This window comes from Microbacterium mangrovi (assembly GCF_000802305.1).
In the GTDB taxonomy this organism is placed as follows: Bacteria; Actinomycetota; Actinomycetes; order Actinomycetales; family Microbacteriaceae; genus Microbacterium; species Microbacterium mangrovi.
The window spans coordinates 14921-31347 of record NZ_JTDK01000001.1; the positions used below are offsets into that span (position 1 = coordinate 14921).

The window sequence follows — 16427 nt, forward strand, 5'->3', positions numbered from 1 at the left end:
GGCCGGTCACGCCGACTTGGCGGCGGCCTTCATCGCGCGCTTGTGCTCGCGGACGAGGGTGAGCGACTCGGGCGAGACGATGTCGGCGACGCTGCGGAACGAGCCCTCCTCGCCGTACGGGGCGGATGCCTCCCGCCAGCCGGCTCCGTCGAATCCGCACTGCTTGCCGAGCAGCGCCAGGAAGATCTTCGCCTTCTGCTCTCCGAAACCGGGCAGTGCCTTGAGGCGCTTCAGCACGGTCGCGCCGTCGGGGGCGGACCCTGCGGTATCCGGCTCGGTCCACAGGGCCGAGGCATCCCCACCCCACTCGTCGACGAGCGACTGGCACAGCGCCTGCACGCGTGCGGCCATCGACCCCGGGAACCGGTGCACGGCCGGCGGCGTCTTGAACGCGGCGGCGAACTCGTCGGGGTCGTAGCCGGCGATCGTCGCGGCATCCACCGAGCCGACGCGCTCCCGGATCTTCAGCGGCCCGGCGAACGCGGTCTCCATGGCGACCTGCTGGTCCAGCAGCATCCCGATGAGCAGAGCCAGCGGGTCTTCGGTGAGCAGTTCGTCGGCGGCCGGGTCGGCGGTGATGTGGAGCGACATGTCTCCAGTGTCTCAGGCCGGATGCCGGGACCGGGAGGCGCTAGTTGATGATCTCGCCGCGCTCGTCCGCGCGGATGGCGGCGAGGCGCTCCCGCCAGGCCTGCAGCGCCTCCGGGGCGAGACGGGTCCAGTCGTCGACCTCGGCGACGACGCGCAGCGGCTCCGTGCTGCGGTATGAGCGGGTCGGGTTGCCGGGGAACTTCTTGTCGGTGACGTTCGGGTCGTTCTCGAATGCGCCGGTCGGCTCGACGCGGTAGACGCGTGGTTCGGCGTCGCCCGCGGCGAGCTCCGCCGCGAGCCCGGCGCCGTCGGGCAGCGCCGTGAAGTAGATGTGGTTCATCACGATCTCGGGCCGGTAGTTCGACCGGAAGCCCGCGGTGAGGAGGTCGCCCGGGCGCAGATCGGCCTTGGTGCCGTGGAAGAACGGACCGTCGTCGAGCGTCGCACTCATCGGCGTCAGGCGGATGCCGCGGTGTCCGAGCCCTCGTCGGATTCGGCGTCCTCGTCGGGGACGGCGCCGAACAGCGTCGCGATCGCGTCGGTGAAGCGGTCGGCGTGACCCTGCTCGGCGAGTTCCTGTGCGCGCACGCTCGGGGTGTGCAGCAGCACGCCGACCATGTGGCGGAGGGCCTGCTCGATGCGTCCGTCGTCGCCCTTTCCGCGGGCGCGGTCGATCTCGGCGTCCAGCACCCCGAACACGTGGCGGCGCAGGGCCACGACGGCGGGGGCGACGTTGCGGTGCTCGCCGAGCACGGTGAACCGGCGGGCGGCATCCAGCACCACCTGGCGGGCGGCATCCGTCGCCTGCAGCTCATCGAGCGGGGCATGCAGGCGGATGAGCTCCAGGTCGAGCAGGGCGACGCCCTTCGCGGCGACGGCCGGGTCGACGTTGCGCGGCATGCCGAGGTCGATGATGAGGCCGGGGGCCCGCTTGCCGATCACGTCGGCGGTGATCGCGAGGTCGGACGTGCAGGTGATGACGAGGTCGGCGGATGCCACGGCATCCCGAAGGTCGGTCGACACTGCGATCTGGTGCTTGAGGGCGAACCGCTCGCCCCGGCCCGACGGCGAGAAGACGGTGATGTCGCGGGCGCCGTGGTCGCGCAGCGCGGCGAGGGTCGCCGCGGCGTACGATCCGGTGCCGACCAGCAGCACGCGCAGGGCGGTCCAGTCGGCGACGCGACTGTCGGCGAGTTCGAGCGACAGGCGCACCAGCGAACGGCCGGCGCGGCCGAGCGCGGTGGCGTTCTTCACGCCGCGCTGCGTCTCGGACGCGCGCTGGAACAGACGCTCCAGCTCGGGAGTCGTGGTGCCTTCGTGGCGGGCGGTCTTGAGCGCGCGGCGCACCTGGCCCGCGATCTCGCCTTCGCCGACGACGACCGACTCCAGGCCGGAGGCCACCGAGAACAGGTGCTGGGCGACGTCGTTGCCCTCGACCACGCGGTACGACCCGTCGAACGACGAGGCCGGCACTCCGGTCGCCTGCCCGATCGCCTGCAGCGTCGCCTCGACGCCGGCTCCGGGGGTGAGCGGCTCGGCCATGTCGACGTACGCCTCGAACCGGTTGCACGTCGAGACGACGACGGCGCCCTGGACGGGCTCGCCCTGCGCCACGATCGCCGGTCCGAGCGCGGACGTGTGCGCACTGAGCTGCTCGAGCAGCTCGAAGGAAGCGGTCTTGTGACTCGCGGACACGCACAGAAGCACGCAGGCATTTTACGCCTCCTCTCTGAGGGCCCCCTGCGGAGGCGGGTGGGGCCGTCGTGAGGGGATGACGTCGGGGGAGGATGCCGGGCGGCGTGTCGTTCCTCCGCTCGTGGGATCTCCTCCGCCGCCGACGGCGGGTGGGGTCGTCGTGAGGGGAGGGGATGACGTCGGGGGAGGATGCCGGGCGGCGTGTCGGTCCTCCGCTCGTGGGATCTCCTCCGCCGGCGACGCGGCGGGTCGTATGCTCGCGACCATGTGGACCTTCGCCGGAACCCTCGCCCCCGTGCCCGTGACCGACCGGCCGGACCTCGTCGCCGCACCGGTCGCCAGGGCGGTGGCCGGGATGCCGGATGCCGCACTCGTCGGCGTCGCCGCGATCGACGCCGGACTGGCCGACACGGCGGCGTTCTGCGAGGCCTACGGCGTCGACCCGGCCGACGGGGCCAATTGCGTCGTCGTCAAGGGCAAACGGGCCGGGATCGTCCGCTACGCCGCGTGCCTGGTGCTTCCCACCACCCGCGCCGACGTGAACGGCGTGGTGCGCAGGCGCCTGGACGTGCGATCGGTGTCGTTCGCCCCGATGGACGAGGCCGTCGAACTCACCGGCATGGAGTACGGGGGCATCACCCCGCTCGGTCTCCCGGCCGACTGGCCGATCCTGGTGGATGCCGCCGTGGCCGCCTCTCCCGGAGTGGTCATCGGGGCCGGCATCCGCGGCGCGAAGCTGTTCGCCCCGGGTCACGTGCTGGCGGCCCTCCCCGGCGCGGAGGTGATCGAGGGGCTCGGCCGCTGAGCGGCGGCCCCGCAGCCGGTCAGTGCGAGAATCGGAGCATGCCTCACCCCGCTGATTCCCTGCTCGTCCGCGCCCTGCATGGGGAGCGCGGAACCCGCCCGCCGGTGTGGTTCATGCGGCAGGCCGGGCGGTCGCTGCCCGAGTACCGCGAGCTGCGCGTCGGCACGCGCATGCTGGATGCCTGCCTCACCCCCGACCTCGCCGCCGAGATCACCCTGCAGCCGGTGCGCCGGCACCGGGTGGATGCCGCGGTGTTCTTCAGCGACATCGTCATCCCGCTGCGACTGGCCGGCATCGCGGTCGAGATCGAGCCCGGTCGGGGGCCCGTCTTCGAGAACCCGGTGCGCACCGCGGCCGACGTCGCCCGGGTCACCGCGATCGACCCCGACGTCGTGGCGGCGAACGCGGCGCCGGTGCGGGACGCGGTGCGCCTGGTGGCATCCGAACTCGCCGCGACCGGCACACCGGTGATCGGCTTCGCGGGGGCGCCGTTCACCCTGGCCGCGTACCTCGTCGAGGGCGGTCCCAGCAAGGAGCACCTGCGCGCCCGCGCCATGATGCACGCCGACCCGGCGGCCTGGCACCGGCTGGCCGGGTGGCTCGCCGAGGTGTCGCGGCGGTTCCTCACCGCGCAGACCGAGGCCGGGGCATCCGCGGTGCAGCTGTTCGACTCGTGGGCGGGCTCGCTGTCGGCGGCCGACTACCGCGCGTTCGTCGCCCCGCATTCGCGCCGTGCGCTCGAGGGCGCGACCGTCCCCGCGATCCACTTCGGGGTCGGCACCGCGCACCTCCTGACCGACATGACGCTCGGCGGTGTCGCCGCCGGCGTCGGCATCGACTGGCGCACCCCGCTCGACACGGCCGCCGGCATCCTCGGCTCCGGCGTCACGCTGCAGGGCAACGTCGATCCGGCTCTCCTCCAGGCGCCGTGGCCGGTGCTGGAGGCGCACGTGCGCGACGTCGTCGAGCGCGGGCGCGCGGCCCGGGCGCACATCGTCAACCTGGGCCACGGCGTTCCGCCCGAGGCCGACCCGACGGTGCTCACCCGCATCGTCGAGTTCGTGAAGGAGCTGCGCTGATGACCGGTGTCGAGGGCCTGCCCGACCTCGAGGGGCTCACCGCGCGCGTGCACGAAACCCGCGTCGCCGTGATCGGCGGCGGGATGGCGGGGCTCGTCGCGGCCCTCGAGTTCGCGAAGGTCGGGCTGTCGGTGACGGTGTTCGAGGCCGACGACCACCTCGGCGGAACGGTGCGCTCGGCCGTCGTCGCCGGGGTGACGGTCGACGTCGGTGCGGAGAGTTACGCGACCCGCGGCGGCACCGTGCGCGCGCTCGTCGACGAACTCGGACTCGGCGACGCGGTCGTCACCCCGTCCGCGGGCGGCGCGTGGGTCGCCGGCCTCGCCGCCGACGGCAAGGGTCCGGATGCCGCGCCCCTCCCGACCGGCGGCGTGCTCGGCATCCCGGCCAACCCGTGGGATCCGGCCGTGGTGCGCATCATCGGCCGCAAGGGGGCCTGGCGCGCGTACCTCGACCGGCTGCGTCCGCCTCTGACGATCGGCGTCGACCGGAGCCTCGGGCACCTGGTGCGCGGACGCATGGGGGAGGCCGTGCTCGACAAGCTCGTGGCCCCGGTGACCAGCGGGGTGTACTCGGCCCGCCCTGACGACATCGACGTGGAGCTCGCCGCGCCGGGACTCTCCGCCGCGCTGACCCGCGCCGGGTCGCTGTCGGGCGCCGTGGGCAACCTGCGCGCCGGTGCCGCGGCCAAGGGCGCCAAGGCGCCGGGGTCGGCGGTGGAGGGCATCGAGGGCGGCATGTTCCGGCTCGTCGAGGCGATCCGCGCGCGGCTCGAGGCCCTCGAGGTCGACCTGCGCACCGCGGCGCCGGTCGCCGCCCTGGAGCGCGACGGCGAGAAGTGGCGGGTGGTTCCCGCCGCCGCCCCCAGCGCCGAAATCGGAGAATCGGCCGAGATTCGGATCCCCGAGCCCGAGGCATCCGAATCCGACGCGATTCTCCCGCGAACCGTGGCGGAGCAGCCGTTCGACGCCGTGATCGTCGCCACCCCGGAGGCGGTCGCCCGGCAGCTGCTCGCCCCGCACGCGGCCCTGCCGACGGCGGCCCCGACCGTGCCGCCCGTGGTGGAGATCGTCACGCTGGTCGTGGACGCGCCCGCGCTGGATGCCGCTCCCCGCGGCACCGGCGTGCTCACCGTCCCCGGCTCCCACACCGCGAAGGCGCTCACCCACTCCACCGCGAAGTGGGAGTGGGTCCGGGCCGCCGCCGGCGGCGCGCACGTCGTGCGCGTGTCGTTCGGCGCCCAGGGCGAGGCGCCCGCCACGGAGGGACTCGACGACGAGGCGGCCGCCCGGCTCGCGGCGTCCGAGGCATCCGCCCTGCTCGGGGTCGATCTCGGTGCCGTCCGCGGACTCCATCGCGCCCGGTTCGTCCAGTCGCAGCCGGCCTCCGTGCTCGGGCGGGCCGAATACACCGGCCGCGCGCGGGCGGCGATCACCCGGGTCGCCGGTCTCGGCGCCGCGGGCGCGTGGCTGTCCGGCACCGGGCTCGCCCAGGTCGTCCCGGATGCCGCGGCGGAGGCCGACCGGGTGCGCGCCGCCCTCCTGTGGGGACGCTCCGAGGGTGCGGCGGAATAGATGCCCGAATCGGAATATAGGGCTACTCTGGGGGGACACACGAGGTGAGGAGACCCCAATGAGGGGCAAAGTCGGACTTGTCATCGGTCTCGGAGTCGGGTACGTGCTCGGCACCCGTGCGGGCCGCGAACGCTACGAACAGATCAAGCTCCAGGCCGAGAAGGTGTGGAACCTGCCGCCCGTGCAGGAGCAGGTCGGCAAGGTGCAGGATGCCGCCAAGTCCGCCCTGATGGCGCTGCCGACCGCGGTGTGGAACAGTGCGGTGAAGGTCACCAGGGCCACCACCGGCTCCAGCAGAACCCCCGGTGAGCGGCTGGATGCCGGACTCGACGCCGCCCAGGACGCGGCCGACGACGTCGCCGCCGCGGCCGAGGCGGCAGCCGCCGACGTGAAGAAGCGCGTCGGCTCGGTCGACGACGCGACCGACGGGAAGTGACATGACGCCGCGCGGCTATCGGGATCGGGCGGACGACAGCCTGTTCACCCTGATCGGCGAGGTCCCCGAGCTCGTCAAGGCCTTGGTCATGGCCGAGATCGATCAGGCCAAGCTCTGGCTCAAGCGCACCGCCAAGGACGGCGGGATCGGCGCGGCCTGGACAATGGGCGCGCTGTTCGTCCTTTTCTGGAGCATCCCGGCTTTCGGCGCGTTCTGCATCATCGGACTCTCGTCGTGGTGGCCGGCCTGGCTGGCATCGCTCGTCGTGTTCGTCGTGATGCTGCTCGTCGTCGGCGTGCTCGCGCTGCTGGGCGTGCTCCGCTTCCGGCGGCTGGCCAAGCGCGAGAACCCCGCCCAGTCGGTGGCGAAGGACGCCGCGATCATCCAAGACGTGAAGGACACGGCCGATGACTTCTGATTCCCTGGCGCCGATCCCGCGCACGGCCGTCCCGGACGACATCACCGATCCGGTCGAGCGCGCCCGCGCCGAGCTCAAGGCGGCGCTGCTGGCGATCGAAGAGAAGGGCAACCTGCCCCGGCGCGCCGCCGTGGCGGCCGAGAACAAGGTGGCGCAGTTCCGCCGCCTCGCCGGCCAGAGCCCCGCGGCGGCGGCCGCCGTGGTGGTCGGTGTCGCCGCCGTGGTCGGCGGGACCGTGTGGGGCTTCGTGTCCCTCTACACCCGCAAGCGCTGAATCCGTCCACAGGTCGCGATGCAAGACTGGGGGCATGACTGCCTTCACTCTCTGGTCTGTGCTGCGCCGTGACCCGGAACGTCCCGTCACCGAGTCCGACCCGACGGAGCTCGCCGACATCGCGGAGCTGATCGAGGCCGGCGGGGTCACGATCCGCGGGTTCTACGACGTGAGCGGCCTGCGCGCCGACGCCGACCTGATGATCTGGCTCCACGGCGAAAGCGCCGAGGAGCTGCAGCGCGATCTGCGGCGCCTGCGCCGCACCGAGCTGCTGAAGAACCTCCTTCCCACCTGGAACGCGATGGGGGTGCACCGCGACGCCGAGTTCAACCGCGCCCACGTCCCGGGCTTCCTGCGTGGGATCGAGCCCAAGCAGTGGCTGACCGTGTACCCCTTCGTGCGCAGCTACGACTGGTACCTGCTTCCCGAAGAGGACCGCAGCCGGATGCTGCGCGACCACGGCCGCAAGGGCGCCGCGTTCACGAACGTCGTCGCGAACACCGTCGCCGCCTTCGCCCTCGGCGACTACGAGTGGGTGCTGCCGATGGAGGCCGACGAGCTGACCGACCTCGTCGACATGATGCGCGACCTGCGGTACACCGAGGCGCGGCTGCACGTGCGCGAGGAGCTGCCGTTCTACACGGGCCGGCGTATCGAGGTGCATGAGATCGCGGACGTGCTGCAGTGACGATCCGGCTCGGCACGCGTCGCAGCGCTCTCGCGATGGCGCAGTCGCAGCAGGTCGCCGACCGCCTCGCCGCCGTCTCCGGGCGCGAGGTGGTGCTGGTGCCGATCACGTCCGAGGGCGACGTGAACCGGGCATCCCTGGCGACGCTCGGCGGCCGGGGCGTGTTCGCCACCCGCCTGCGTGAGGCGCTCCTGGCGGGGGAGTGCGACGTGCTCGTGCACTCGCTCAAAGACCTCCCGACCGCACCGGCGCCCGGGCTCGTGATCGCGGCGACGCCGCAGCGCCAGGATGCCCGCGACGTGGTCATCACCCGCGACGGCACGCCGCTCGCCGAGCTGCACGGCTCGGTCGGGACGGGATCGCCGCGCCGGGTCGCGCAGGTGCACGAGTTCAACCCGCGCGTGCGCGTCGCCGACCTGCGCGGCAACGTCGACTCGCGCCTCGGCCGGGTGCGCGACGCCGAGCTGGATGCCGTCATCCTCGCCGCCGCCGGGCTCAACAGGCTGGGGGATGCCGATCCCCTCGGCGGTCTGCACGTCGAACCGCTGGGACTGGCCGAGTGGCCGACCGCCCCCGGGCAGGGCTCGCTCGCCGTCGAGGTGCGCGAGGGGTCCGATCTCGAAGGCGTCGTCGCGGCGCTCGACGATGCCGACACCCGCACGGCGGTCGACGCCGAGCGGGCGGTGCTCGCCGCGCTCGACGGAGGATGCGCCGCACCCGTCGGCGTGCATGCGTCGGTGACGGTCCCCACGACCCCTCCACGCGCCGCTGGCGCGTCGCGCGGAGCCTCCGGTCGCGTGGGCCCAAACACGCTGCGCATCCGGGCCATCGTCTATTCGTCCGATGGACGCCGGCGGATCGGGGAGGACCAGACCTTCAGCCTGCCGGAGGCGTATGCTCAGGACAAAGGCAGTGGCAATGGAGCGGATGCTGTCGTCGGCGCGAACCCGATCAGCGCACGAAAAGCCGGATTCGACGTCGCTCGTCGGCTGCTCGATCGAGGGGCGGCCGACCTGGTACCCCGAGAGTCGACCCCATGAATACAGCCCCCCGATGGCACTTCGGACATGAAGCGTCCGGATCCCACGCGTCCGACGGCGACCCCAAGCCGCTCGCCGGCTTCCGCGTGCTCGTTCCGCGCGGCGGCCCGTGGGGCGACAGCGTCGCGGCGACGTTGCGCGGCCTGGGCGCCGTTCCGGTGATCGCGCCGCTCATCAACTTCGCGCCGACCGACGACCTGCCCACGCTCGAGGCGGCCCTGAACGATCTCGCCGCCGGGCGCTTCGACTGGCTGACGATGACCTCGGCGACCACGGTCGACGTGCTGTTCGCCTACCGCGCGGTGATCCCCGCGCACACCAAGGTCGCGGCGGTCGGCGAGACCACCGCCGCCGCGCTGCAGGCGGTCGGCTACCGGGTCGATCTGGTGCCCGCGCGCGACAACTCGGCATCCGGCATGGCCGACGACCTCATCGCCGCCGAGCCAGAGCCGCGCGACATCCTGACCCTGCGCAGCGAGATCGCCAAGCCGGTGCTCACCCGCCGGCTCATCGAGGCCGGCCACCGGGTGCGCAGCGTCGTGGCGTACCGCACCGTCGGCGTGCCGGTCACCGAGCGCATCGCAGACGACGTGGCCTCCGGGCGCATCAACGCGATCCTCGTGACGAGCGGGTCGGTGGCCGAGCAGGTCCGCACCCAGTTCCCCGACATCCCCGATTCGACCGTGATCGCCGCGATCGGCCCGCGCACCGAGAAGGACGCCCGGCGCATCGGCCTGCCCATCGATGCGGTCGCCGAGCAGCAGACCATCGATGCGCTGATCGACGCTCTCAGCAGATTCACGCCCCAGGAGCAGCCGTGAGCTTTCCCGTCCACCGCCCTCGTCGCCTGCGCCAATCACCCGCCGTCCGGCGTCTCGTGAGCGAGACCGACGCCGTTCCCCGGCGCCTGGTGCTGCCGCTGTTCGTGCGCGAGGGGCTCGCCGAGCCGGTGCCGATCGGATCGATGCCGGGTGTGGTGCAGCACACGATGGACTCGCTCCGCCGTGCTGCGACCGATGCCGCGGAGGTCGGCGTCGGCGGCGTGATGCTGTTCGGCGTGCCCGCGGTGCGCGACGCGCAGGGCTCCGGAGCAGACGACCCGAACGGCATCCTGAACCTCGCGACGACCGCGCTCGCACAGGAGGTCGGTGACGCGCTGGTCGTGCAGACCGACCTGTGCCTGGACGAGTTCACCGACCACGGCCACTGCGGCGTGCTCGCGCCGGACGGCACGGTCGACAACGACGCCAGCCTCGAACGGTACGCCTCGATGGCGCTCGCGCAGGCGCGTGCCGGGTCGGCGATGCTGGGCCTGTCGGGGATGATGGACGGCCAGGTCGGGCACGTGCGCGCCGCGCTGGATGCCGAGGGCTTCACCGACACGCTGATCCTGGCCTATTCGGCCAAGTACGCGGGTGCGTTCTACGGACCGTTCCGCGAGGCCGTCGACTCGCAGCTGAAGGGCGACCGCCGCACCTACCAGATGGATCCCGGCAACGCGCGCGAGGGGGTGCGCGAGGCGCTCCTCGACGTCGACGAGGGCGCGGACGTCGTGATGGTCAAGCCGGCGCTGCCGTACCTGGACGTGCTCGCCGAGGTGCGGGCATCCGTCGACGTGCCGGTGTGGGCCTACCAGGTGTCCGGCGAGTACGCCATGGTGGAGGCGGCCGCAGCGAACGGCTGGATCGACCGCCGCGGCGCGATCCTCGAGTCGCTCACCGCGATCCGCCGGGCCGGTGCCGACGTGATCCTCACCTACTGGGCCGCCGAAGCCGCCCGCTGGCTTTCCCCCGGTCGTTGAGCGAGCGAAGCGAGTCGAAACGCACGGACATCCGAACGGTGCGTTTCGTCTCGTCGCTTCGCTCCTCGCTCAACGACCGACCACGACCATGGAGATGAACGTGATGACTGACCGCAACGACACCCTGTTCGACAAGGCCCGCCAGGTGATCCCCGGCGGCGTGAACTCGCCGGTGCGCGCCTTCGGGTCGGTCGGCGGATCGCCCCGCTTCGTGACCAGCGCGCAGGGCGCCACCATCACGGATGCCGCCGGTCGCACCTACATCGACCTGGTCGCCTCGTGGGGCCCCGCCCTCATCGGGCACGCGCACCCGCAGGTGGTCGAGGTCGTGCAGGATGCCGCGGCCCGCGGCCTGTCGTTCGGCGCTCCCACCGAGGGCGAGGTGGAGCTCGCCGAGCTCATCGCCGGACGCGTGGTGTCGGGCGAGCACCGCCCGGTGGACCGCGTGCGCCTGGTCTCGACCGGCACCGAGGCGACGATGACCGCGATCCGCCTCGCCCGCGGCTACACCGGCCGCGACCTGCTCGTGAAGTTCGCCGGGCACTACCACGGGCACTCCGACGGGCTGCTCGCCGCAGCCGGTTCCGGCGTCGCCACCCTCGCGCTTCCCGGCTCGGCCGGCGTGCCCGCGCCGATCGCCGCGCAGACGCTCGTGCTCCCCTACAACGACCTCGACGCCGTGCAGGAGGCGTTCGCGGTGCACGGCGACCGGATCGCCGCCGTCATCGTCGAGGCCTCCGCGGCGAACATGGGCATCGTCGCGCCGCTGCCGGGCTTCAACGCGGCCCTGGCCGACATCGCGCACGCGCACGGCGCCCTGCTGATCCTCGACGAGGTGCTCACCGGCTTCCGCGTGCACCCCGCCGGGTTCTGGGGTCTGCAGCAGGCGGCCGGCGAGACCTACACGCCCGACATCTTCACGTTCGGCAAGGTCGTGGGCGGTGGGATGCCCCTCGCCGCCCTCGGCGGTCGCGCCGAGGTCATGGACGCCCTGGCGCCGGTCGGCCCGGTCTACCAGGCCGGCACGCTGTCGGGCAATCCGCTGTCGGTCGCCGCGGGCATCGCGACGCTGAACCTCGCGACCCCGGAGGTCTATGCGCGGGTCGATGCGGCATCCTCCGTGCTCGCCCACGCCCTCGACGAGGCCCTGGAGGACGCCGGGGTGGTGCACGCGGTGCCGCGCGCCGGCAACCTGTTCGGTCTCGTGTTCCGCGCCGACGTGCCGGTCGACTACGCACAGGCGCAGGACCAGGAGTCGTTCCGCTACGCGCCGTTCTTCCACGCGATGCTGGATGCCGGCGTCTCGCTGCCGCCGAGCGTGTTCGAGGCCTGGTTCCTCACCGCCGCGCACGACGACGAGGTGCTCGGCCGCGTGATCGACGCCCTGCCCGCCGCCGCCCGCGCCGCGGCCGGGGCCGTCCGCCCGTGACTCGGACGGTCGTGCTCGCCGGCGGGGTCGGCGGAGCGAAGTTCACCCTCGGGGTGCGCGAGGCCCTGGCGCGCCGCGAGGCGCCGCCGGCGACGGTCGTGGTCAACACGGGCGATGACCTGTGGCTGTCGGGCGTGCGACTGCAGCCCGACGTGGACTCGATCATGTACGCGCTGGCCGGGCAGAACGACACGGTGCGCGGCTGGGGTCGCGCGGGCGACACCGAGCGCGTCAACGAAGAGCTCCAGGCCTGGGGTGCGGGCTGGCCGTGGTTCACCCTCGGCGACCTCGACCTCGGCACGCACCTGGCCCGCACCGGCTGGCTGCGCGACGGCCTCACGCCGACACAGGTGCTCGAGCGCATGTCGACGCGCTGGGATCTCGGGGTGCGGATGCTGCCGATGACCGACAGCGAGGTCGACACGCACGTGCGTCTCGCAGACGGCACCGTCTTGCACTTCCAGGAGTGGTGGACGCGGCACCGGGCGACGCTCGCCCCGGCCGCGTTCGAGAACCCCGGCATCGGCGACGCCGTGCCCGCACCGGGAGTCGCGGAGGCGATCGCCGCCGCGGACGTGGTGCTCGTCGCCCCCTCGAACCCGGTCGTGTCGATCGGCCCGATCCTCGCCGTGCCGGGCGTCCGCGACGCGCTGGCGCAGACGGCCGCGCCCGTGATCGGCGTCTCCGGGATCATCGGCGGCGCCGTCGTGCGCGGGATGGCCGACGTGTGCCTGGCCGCGATCGGGGTCGAGACGGCCGCCGACGCGGTCGCCCGGCACTACGGAGCACGCCGCGCCGGGGGAATCCTCGACGGGTGGCTCGTCGCCGAGGAGGACGCCGCGCTCGTGCCCGCGATCGAGGAGCGGGGCATCCGATCCCGCGCCGTGCCGCTGTGGATGACGGATGCCGCGGCATCCGGCGCCATCGTCGATGCCGCCCTGGAGCTCGCCGGCGTCTGAAACCGCTCCCACCGGGGCATAGGATCGCTCTCATGTCTCGCAACGATGCGGATGCCGCGCCGCCCGCGCTCCCCGAACCGACCGTCTCGGTCGCCGACCCCGCCCGACTGTCCGGATCGGTGATCGGCCGGTATGCGATCGGCTCGCTCGGCACCGGCGGATTCGCGACCCTGCCCGGGCTCGTGCTCGTGTTCTACCTGACCGACACGCTCGGCGTCGCGGCCTGGGCGGCCGGACTCGTGATCACCGGCGCGAAGATCTGGGACGTGCTGATCGACCCGCTCGTCGGCGGGCTCTCCGACCGATCACTGCGGCGCACCGGGTCGCGCCGGCGGCTCATGGTCGCCGGCGGCATCGCGCTGCCGGTGTTCTTCCTGCTCACGTTCGCGGTGCCCGCCGACACCCCGCCGGTGGTCGCGGCGACGTGGGTGGTGCTCGCGTTCCTGCTGGCATCCACCTCGTTCAGCCTGTTCCAGGTGCCCTACATCGCCCTGCCGGCCGAGCTGACCGCGCGATACGACCAGCGCACGCGCCTGCTCACGGCGCGGGTCGCGGTGCTCGCCCTCGCGATCCTGCTGTTCGGCGCCGGCGGACCGCTGCTGCGCAAGATCGGCAACCCGTACACCGGCTATCTCGTGATGGGGCTCGTGGCCGGCGTCGTGATCGGCGCGGGCATGCTGATCTCGTCGACCGTGGCACCCCGCGGCGTCGCCCCGGACCTGGCCGCCGTCGACGCCGCGCCCGCGCACGGATACCGGGCCGGATTCGCCGCGCTGCGCCGCAGCCAGCCGTTCCGGGTGCTGCTTTCCGCCTACCTGCTGCAGGCGCTGGCGACCGGGCTGATGCTGGCCGCGGCGAACTACGTCGCGGTGTGGGTGATGCACTCCGACGACGCCCTCACCTTCCTCTTCGTCGCGCTCATCGCACCGGCGATCGTGTTCTCGCCGGTCTGGAACGCCGTGTCGCGGCGCCTCGGCAAGGAGCGCTCGTTCCGGCTCGCGTCGACCCTGTTCGCCGTGGCGGCGGCCTCCCTCACCGCGGCGATCTGGGTACCGGGCGCCTGGATGTACGCGTCGGTCGCGGTGGCCGGTGCCGCCTACGCGGGCATGCAGGCGCTGCCGATGGCGATGCTCCCCGACGTCATCTCGCACGACGCACGCACCCACGGACCCGGTCAGGCCGGCGTGTTCGGCGGCATGTGGACGGCAGGGGAGACCACCGGCATGGCGCTCGGCGCCGGGCTCCTCGCCCTCATCCTCACCGTCACCGGCTACCTCCAGACCACGGCCGGCCACACCGTGGTGCAGCCCGGAGCCGCCGTCACCGGCATCGCCGCCGCCTTCGGCGTCGTTCCGGCTGTCCTCACCCTCCTCAGCCTCGTGTTCCTGGCGCGCTATCGCCTGCGTCGCGAGGACATCGACGACCCCGCCCCGGAGGCCCGATCATGACCGCTCCCGCCGACATCCTCGATCGCCTGACCGCGCTGCGCGCGCAGGACGCCCCCACCCACGGCGGCCGCCTGCTGTCGTACGTGTACGACTCCGGGCGTGCGGACCTCGACGAATTGGCGGCATCCGCCGTGCGCGCGATGCAGCCGGTGAACGGCCTGGACCCCACGACGTTCCGGTCGGTCGCGGTGATCGAGCGTGAGCTCGTCGACTTCGCCCGCGAGGTGTTCCATGCCGGGGAGGATGTCACGGGCACCGCGACCTCCGGCGGCACCGAGAGCTGCCTGCTCGCCGTCAAGACGGCGCGCGAGGCCTGGCGCGCCCGCACCGGCTGGACGCCGGGCGACCCGCAGCCGCGGCTCGTCGCCCCGACGACGGTGCATGCCGCCTTCCGCAAGGCGGCCGCCCTGTTCGATGTCGAGCTCGACCTCGTGCCGGTGGATCCGTCGACCGGCCGCCCGGCGGCATCCGACCTCGTCGCACGGCTGGGTTCCGACGTGGCCCTCGTGGTCGTGAGCGCGCCGAGCTACCCGTTCGCGGCGCTCGACCCGGTCCCGGAGGTCGCGGCCGCCGCGCTCGCCGCCGGCGTCGACCTGCACGTGGACGCCTGCATCGGCGGGTTCGCGCTGGCCTTCTGGCCGGAGGATGCCGCGGGCGCCCCCGCGCACGAGTGGGATTTCGCCGTTCCCGGCGTGACGAGCCTGTCGGCCGACCTGCACAAGTACGGCTACGCCCCCAAGGGCGTCTCGGTGCTGCTGCAGCGCGGCCGCGATCGCCAGCGGCACCAGTGGTTCGCGACCAGCGCGTGGCCCGGATACCCGGTGGTCAACCCGACCCTGCTCGGCTCGAAGTCGGCGGCGCCGCTCGCCGCGGCGTGGGCGATCACGCAGGCGCTCGGCGTCGACGGATTCCGTGAGCTCACGGCATCACTGGCGCGCTCGACGGCGGCGATCGTCGCCGGAGTCGCGGCGATCGAGGGTCTGCGCGTCGTCGGAACCCCGACCGGTCCGATGGTGGCGGTCGCGGAGGATGCGGATGCCCCGGCCGAGCGCCGCGTCGACCCGCACCTGTGGGCCGATGCGATGGGTGGCTTCGGCTTCGCGGTGCAGTTGCAGCCGGCCTCGGTGCAGCCCGACGGGACGCGGCTGCCCTCGACCGCCCACCTGACCGTGACCCCGGTCACCGAGCGGGTGCTCGACGAGCTGCTGACGGCATCCGGACGGGCGGCGGACGCCGTGCGCGGGATGCCGCACCTCGACGGCGGGGCGATCGCGGCGCAGCTGCTCGGCGGGCTCGGTGTGCCGCCGGAAGCCCTCGCGGGCGGAGCCGTGCCGCTCGATTCCGACACGGCGTTCGCCATCCTGCAGGCGGCGGGTCTGGTCGGCGCGCCGACGGATGCCGCGGCGGGCCTCGGTCCGCTGGCGCCGGTGCTGGCGCTGGTCGAGGCGCTCCCCGCCCCGCTCGTGGAGCGCCTGCTGATCGAGCTCCTGGCGGCCGGCCTGGAGCGCTGATGACGCTGCATCACCTGTGCATCACGACGTGATGTTAGAGTGATGCACATGCGCACCACCATCGACCTTCCACCCGCCGCACACCAGCGTGTGCGTGAACTGGCGGCTTCTCGTCACCAGTCGATGTCTGCGGTCGTGGTCGATCTGACGATGCGCGGGCTCGCGCAGCTCGACGTGGCAGTGGAGTATTCGCGCGACGCGGTGTCCGGCCTGCCGACGATCGGCGTCGGTCAGCAGGTCACGTCCGAAGATGTCGCCACCGCGCTGGACGACGAGTGACGTCCTATCTGCTCGACGCCAACGTGCTCATCGCGTTGACGATCCGCGAGCACGTCCACTTCCGACGCGCGAGCCGATGGTTCGGAGGGATCGAGACGGCCGCCGTCTGTCCGGTCACCGAGGGCGCGTTGATGCGATACGCGGTGCGGATCGGCGTGTCCCCGTCCATCGTGAAAGGACTCATCACGGCGTTGCGGGCCGATCCTCGAATCGAGTTCTGGCCTGACGAGCTGAGCTACGAGGCGGTCGACCTCCGTCACGTGGTGGGGCACCGGCAGGTGACCGATGCCTACCTCGCCTCGCTCGCAGTGGCACATGACAGCGTGCTCGCGACCATGGACGACGCATTGCACGCGACGCTCCCGCACGCGACGCTGCTGATCCCCGACTGATACGTAGC

General features: G+C 72.9%; 19 protein-coding genes. 16 read left to right on the plus strand and 3 right to left on the minus strand.

The genetic code is table 11. The features are described from left to right. Positions 1 to 6: 6 nt before the first annotated feature. From LK09_RS00085 to LK09_RS00095, 3 genes are read right to left on the minus strand one after another with little or no spacing between them, the layout of a single operon-like run. The gene (locus LK09_RS00085; RefSeq protein ID WP_039393996.1) at positions 7 to 591 is read right to left on the minus strand and encodes an HhH-GPD-type base excision DNA repair protein; all 585 of its coding nucleotides are present in this window, start codon (positions 589 to 591) and stop codon (positions 7 to 9) included. 40 nt (positions 592 to 631) lie between these two features. After that, the gene (gene arr / locus LK09_RS00090) at positions 632 to 1042 is read right to left on the minus strand and encodes an NAD(+)--rifampin ADP-ribosyltransferase (RefSeq protein WP_039393999.1); all 411 of its coding nucleotides are present in this window, start codon (positions 1040 to 1042) and stop codon (positions 632 to 634) included. Between the two features lie 5 nt (positions 1043 to 1047). Then, positions 1048 to 2298: a glutamyl-tRNA reductase gene (locus tag LK09_RS00095; protein ID WP_039394003.1), complete on the minus strand. Its 1251-nt coding sequence runs from the start codon at positions 2296 to 2298 to the stop codon at positions 1048 to 1050. 253 nt (positions 2299 to 2551) lie between these two features. Between LK09_RS00095 and LK09_RS00100 the strand changes: the two genes are divergently transcribed. The 16 genes from LK09_RS00100 (at position 2552) to LK09_RS00175 (ending at position 16419) form a co-directional block, all read left to right on the plus strand. Then, positions 2552 to 3091 (plus strand): YbaK/EbsC family protein, encoded by a 540-nt coding sequence (locus LK09_RS00100; protein WP_156138583.1) that lies wholly within the window; start codon positions 2552 to 2554, stop codon positions 3089 to 3091. A 38-nt stretch (positions 3092 to 3129) separates the two neighbouring features. Then, complete coding sequence (gene hemE, locus LK09_RS00105; RefSeq protein ID WP_039394008.1) at positions 3130 to 4170, plus strand: uroporphyrinogen decarboxylase; 1041 nt, start codon at positions 3130 to 3132, stop codon at positions 4168 to 4170. Continuing rightward, entirely contained in the window at positions 4170 to 5744 is a 1575-nt protein-coding gene (locus tag LK09_RS00110) for a protoporphyrinogen/coproporphyrinogen oxidase (protein WP_039394011.1), read from the plus strand. The genes hemE and LK09_RS00110 overlap by 1 nt, the downstream gene beginning before the upstream one ends. 58 nt (positions 5745 to 5802) lie before the next feature. After that, positions 5803 to 6180, plus strand: a complete 378-nt coding sequence (locus tag LK09_RS00115) for a hypothetical protein (RefSeq protein ID WP_039394014.1) — start codon at positions 5803 to 5805, stop codon at positions 6178 to 6180. Between the two features lies 1 nt (position 6181). Continuing rightward, complete coding sequence (locus LK09_RS00120) at positions 6182 to 6598, plus strand: phage holin family protein (RefSeq protein ID WP_039394018.1); 417 nt, start codon at positions 6182 to 6184, stop codon at positions 6596 to 6598. Then, positions 6588 to 6872: a hypothetical protein gene (locus LK09_RS00125; protein ID WP_039394020.1), complete on the plus strand. Its 285-nt coding sequence runs from the start codon at positions 6588 to 6590 to the stop codon at positions 6870 to 6872. Before LK09_RS00120 ends, LK09_RS00125 begins: the two co-directional genes overlap by 11 nt. Before the next feature lie 34 nt (positions 6873 to 6906). Further along, positions 6907 to 7560: a hydrogen peroxide-dependent heme synthase gene (gene hemQ, locus LK09_RS00130; RefSeq protein WP_039394023.1), complete on the plus strand. Its 654-nt coding sequence runs from the start codon at positions 6907 to 6909 to the stop codon at positions 7558 to 7560. After that, positions 7557 to 8600, plus strand: a complete 1044-nt coding sequence (hemC, locus tag LK09_RS00135) for a hydroxymethylbilane synthase (protein WP_039394027.1) — start codon at positions 7557 to 7559, stop codon at positions 8598 to 8600. The genes hemQ and hemC overlap by 4 nt, the downstream gene beginning before the upstream one ends. Next, the gene (locus LK09_RS00140) at positions 8597 to 9421 is read left to right on the plus strand and encodes a uroporphyrinogen-III synthase (protein WP_039394030.1); all 825 of its coding nucleotides are present in this window, start codon (positions 8597 to 8599) and stop codon (positions 9419 to 9421) included. Before hemC ends, LK09_RS00140 begins: the two co-directional genes overlap by 4 nt. Then, positions 9418 to 10401: a porphobilinogen synthase gene (gene hemB, locus LK09_RS00145; RefSeq protein WP_082007950.1), complete on the plus strand. Its 984-nt coding sequence runs from the start codon at positions 9418 to 9420 to the stop codon at positions 10399 to 10401. Before LK09_RS00140 ends, hemB begins: the two co-directional genes overlap by 4 nt. 103 nt (positions 10402 to 10504) lie before the next feature. Next, on the plus strand, positions 10505 to 11830 hold the full coding sequence (gene hemL / locus LK09_RS00150) for a glutamate-1-semialdehyde 2,1-aminomutase (protein ID WP_039394802.1): 1326 nt from the start codon (positions 10505 to 10507) through the stop codon (positions 11828 to 11830). After that, complete coding sequence (gene cofD, locus LK09_RS00155) at positions 11827 to 12789, plus strand: 2-phospho-L-lactate transferase (RefSeq protein ID WP_039394034.1); 963 nt, start codon at positions 11827 to 11829, stop codon at positions 12787 to 12789. The genes hemL and cofD overlap by 4 nt, the downstream gene beginning before the upstream one ends. 32 nt (positions 12790 to 12821) lie before the next feature. Beyond that, entirely contained in the window at positions 12822 to 14237 is a 1416-nt protein-coding gene (locus LK09_RS00160) for an MFS transporter (RefSeq protein ID WP_082007952.1), read from the plus strand. Then, a complete protein-coding gene (locus LK09_RS00165) occupies positions 14234 to 15748 on the plus strand; it encodes a pyridoxal phosphate-dependent decarboxylase family protein (RefSeq protein ID WP_039394036.1) in 1515 nt (504 codons plus the stop codon). Before LK09_RS00160 ends, LK09_RS00165 begins: the two co-directional genes overlap by 4 nt. 48 nt (positions 15749 to 15796) lie before the next feature. Continuing rightward, positions 15797 to 16027, plus strand: a complete 231-nt coding sequence (locus LK09_RS00170; protein WP_039394807.1) for a hypothetical protein — start codon at positions 15797 to 15799, stop codon at positions 16025 to 16027. Beyond that, positions 16024 to 16419 carry a TA system VapC family ribonuclease toxin gene (locus LK09_RS00175; RefSeq protein ID WP_039394039.1) on the plus strand — a complete coding sequence of 132 codons (396 nt, stop codon included), beginning with the start codon at positions 16024 to 16026 and terminating at the stop codon, positions 16417 to 16419. Before LK09_RS00170 ends, LK09_RS00175 begins: the two co-directional genes overlap by 4 nt. Positions 16420 to 16427 lie beyond the last annotated feature (8 nt).

Coding starts and splice junctions, on each gene's coding strand:
- hemL (WP_039394802.1), top strand. CDS start 10,505: ATGACTGACCGCAACGACACCCTGTTCGACAAGGCCCGCCAGGTGATC.
- LK09_RS00085 (WP_039393996.1), bottom strand. CDS start 591: ATGTCGCTCCACATCACCGCCGACCCGGCCGCCGACGAACTGCTCACC.
- hemQ (WP_039394023.1), top strand. CDS start 6,907: ATGACTGCCTTCACTCTCTGGTCTGTGCTGCGCCGTGACCCGGAACGT.
- LK09_RS00100 (WP_156138583.1), top strand. CDS start 2,552: ATGTGGACCTTCGCCGGAACCCTCGCCCCCGTGCCCGTGACCGACCGG.
- LK09_RS00170 (WP_039394807.1), top strand. CDS start 15,797: ATGCGCACCACCATCGACCTTCCACCCGCCGCACACCAGCGTGTGCGT.
- LK09_RS00165 (WP_039394036.1), top strand. CDS start 14,234: ATGACCGCTCCCGCCGACATCCTCGATCGCCTGACCGCGCTGCGCGCG.
- LK09_RS00125 (WP_039394020.1), top strand. CDS start 6,588: ATGACTTCTGATTCCCTGGCGCCGATCCCGCGCACGGCCGTCCCGGAC.
- LK09_RS00120 (WP_039394018.1), top strand. CDS start 6,182: ATGACGCCGCGCGGCTATCGGGATCGGGCGGACGACAGCCTGTTCACC.
- LK09_RS00110 (WP_039394011.1), top strand. CDS start 4,170: ATGACCGGTGTCGAGGGCCTGCCCGACCTCGAGGGGCTCACCGCGCGC.
- LK09_RS00115 (WP_039394014.1), top strand. CDS start 5,803: ATGAGGGGCAAAGTCGGACTTGTCATCGGTCTCGGAGTCGGGTACGTG.
- hemE (WP_039394008.1), top strand. CDS start 3,130: ATGCCTCACCCCGCTGATTCCCTGCTCGTCCGCGCCCTGCATGGGGAG.
- arr (WP_039393999.1), bottom strand. CDS start 1,042: ATGAGTGCGACGCTCGACGACGGTCCGTTCTTCCACGGCACCAAGGCC.
- LK09_RS00140 (WP_039394030.1), top strand. CDS start 8,597: ATGAATACAGCCCCCCGATGGCACTTCGGACATGAAGCGTCCGGATCC.
- LK09_RS00160 (WP_082007952.1), top strand. CDS start 12,822: ATGTCTCGCAACGATGCGGATGCCGCGCCGCCCGCGCTCCCCGAACCG.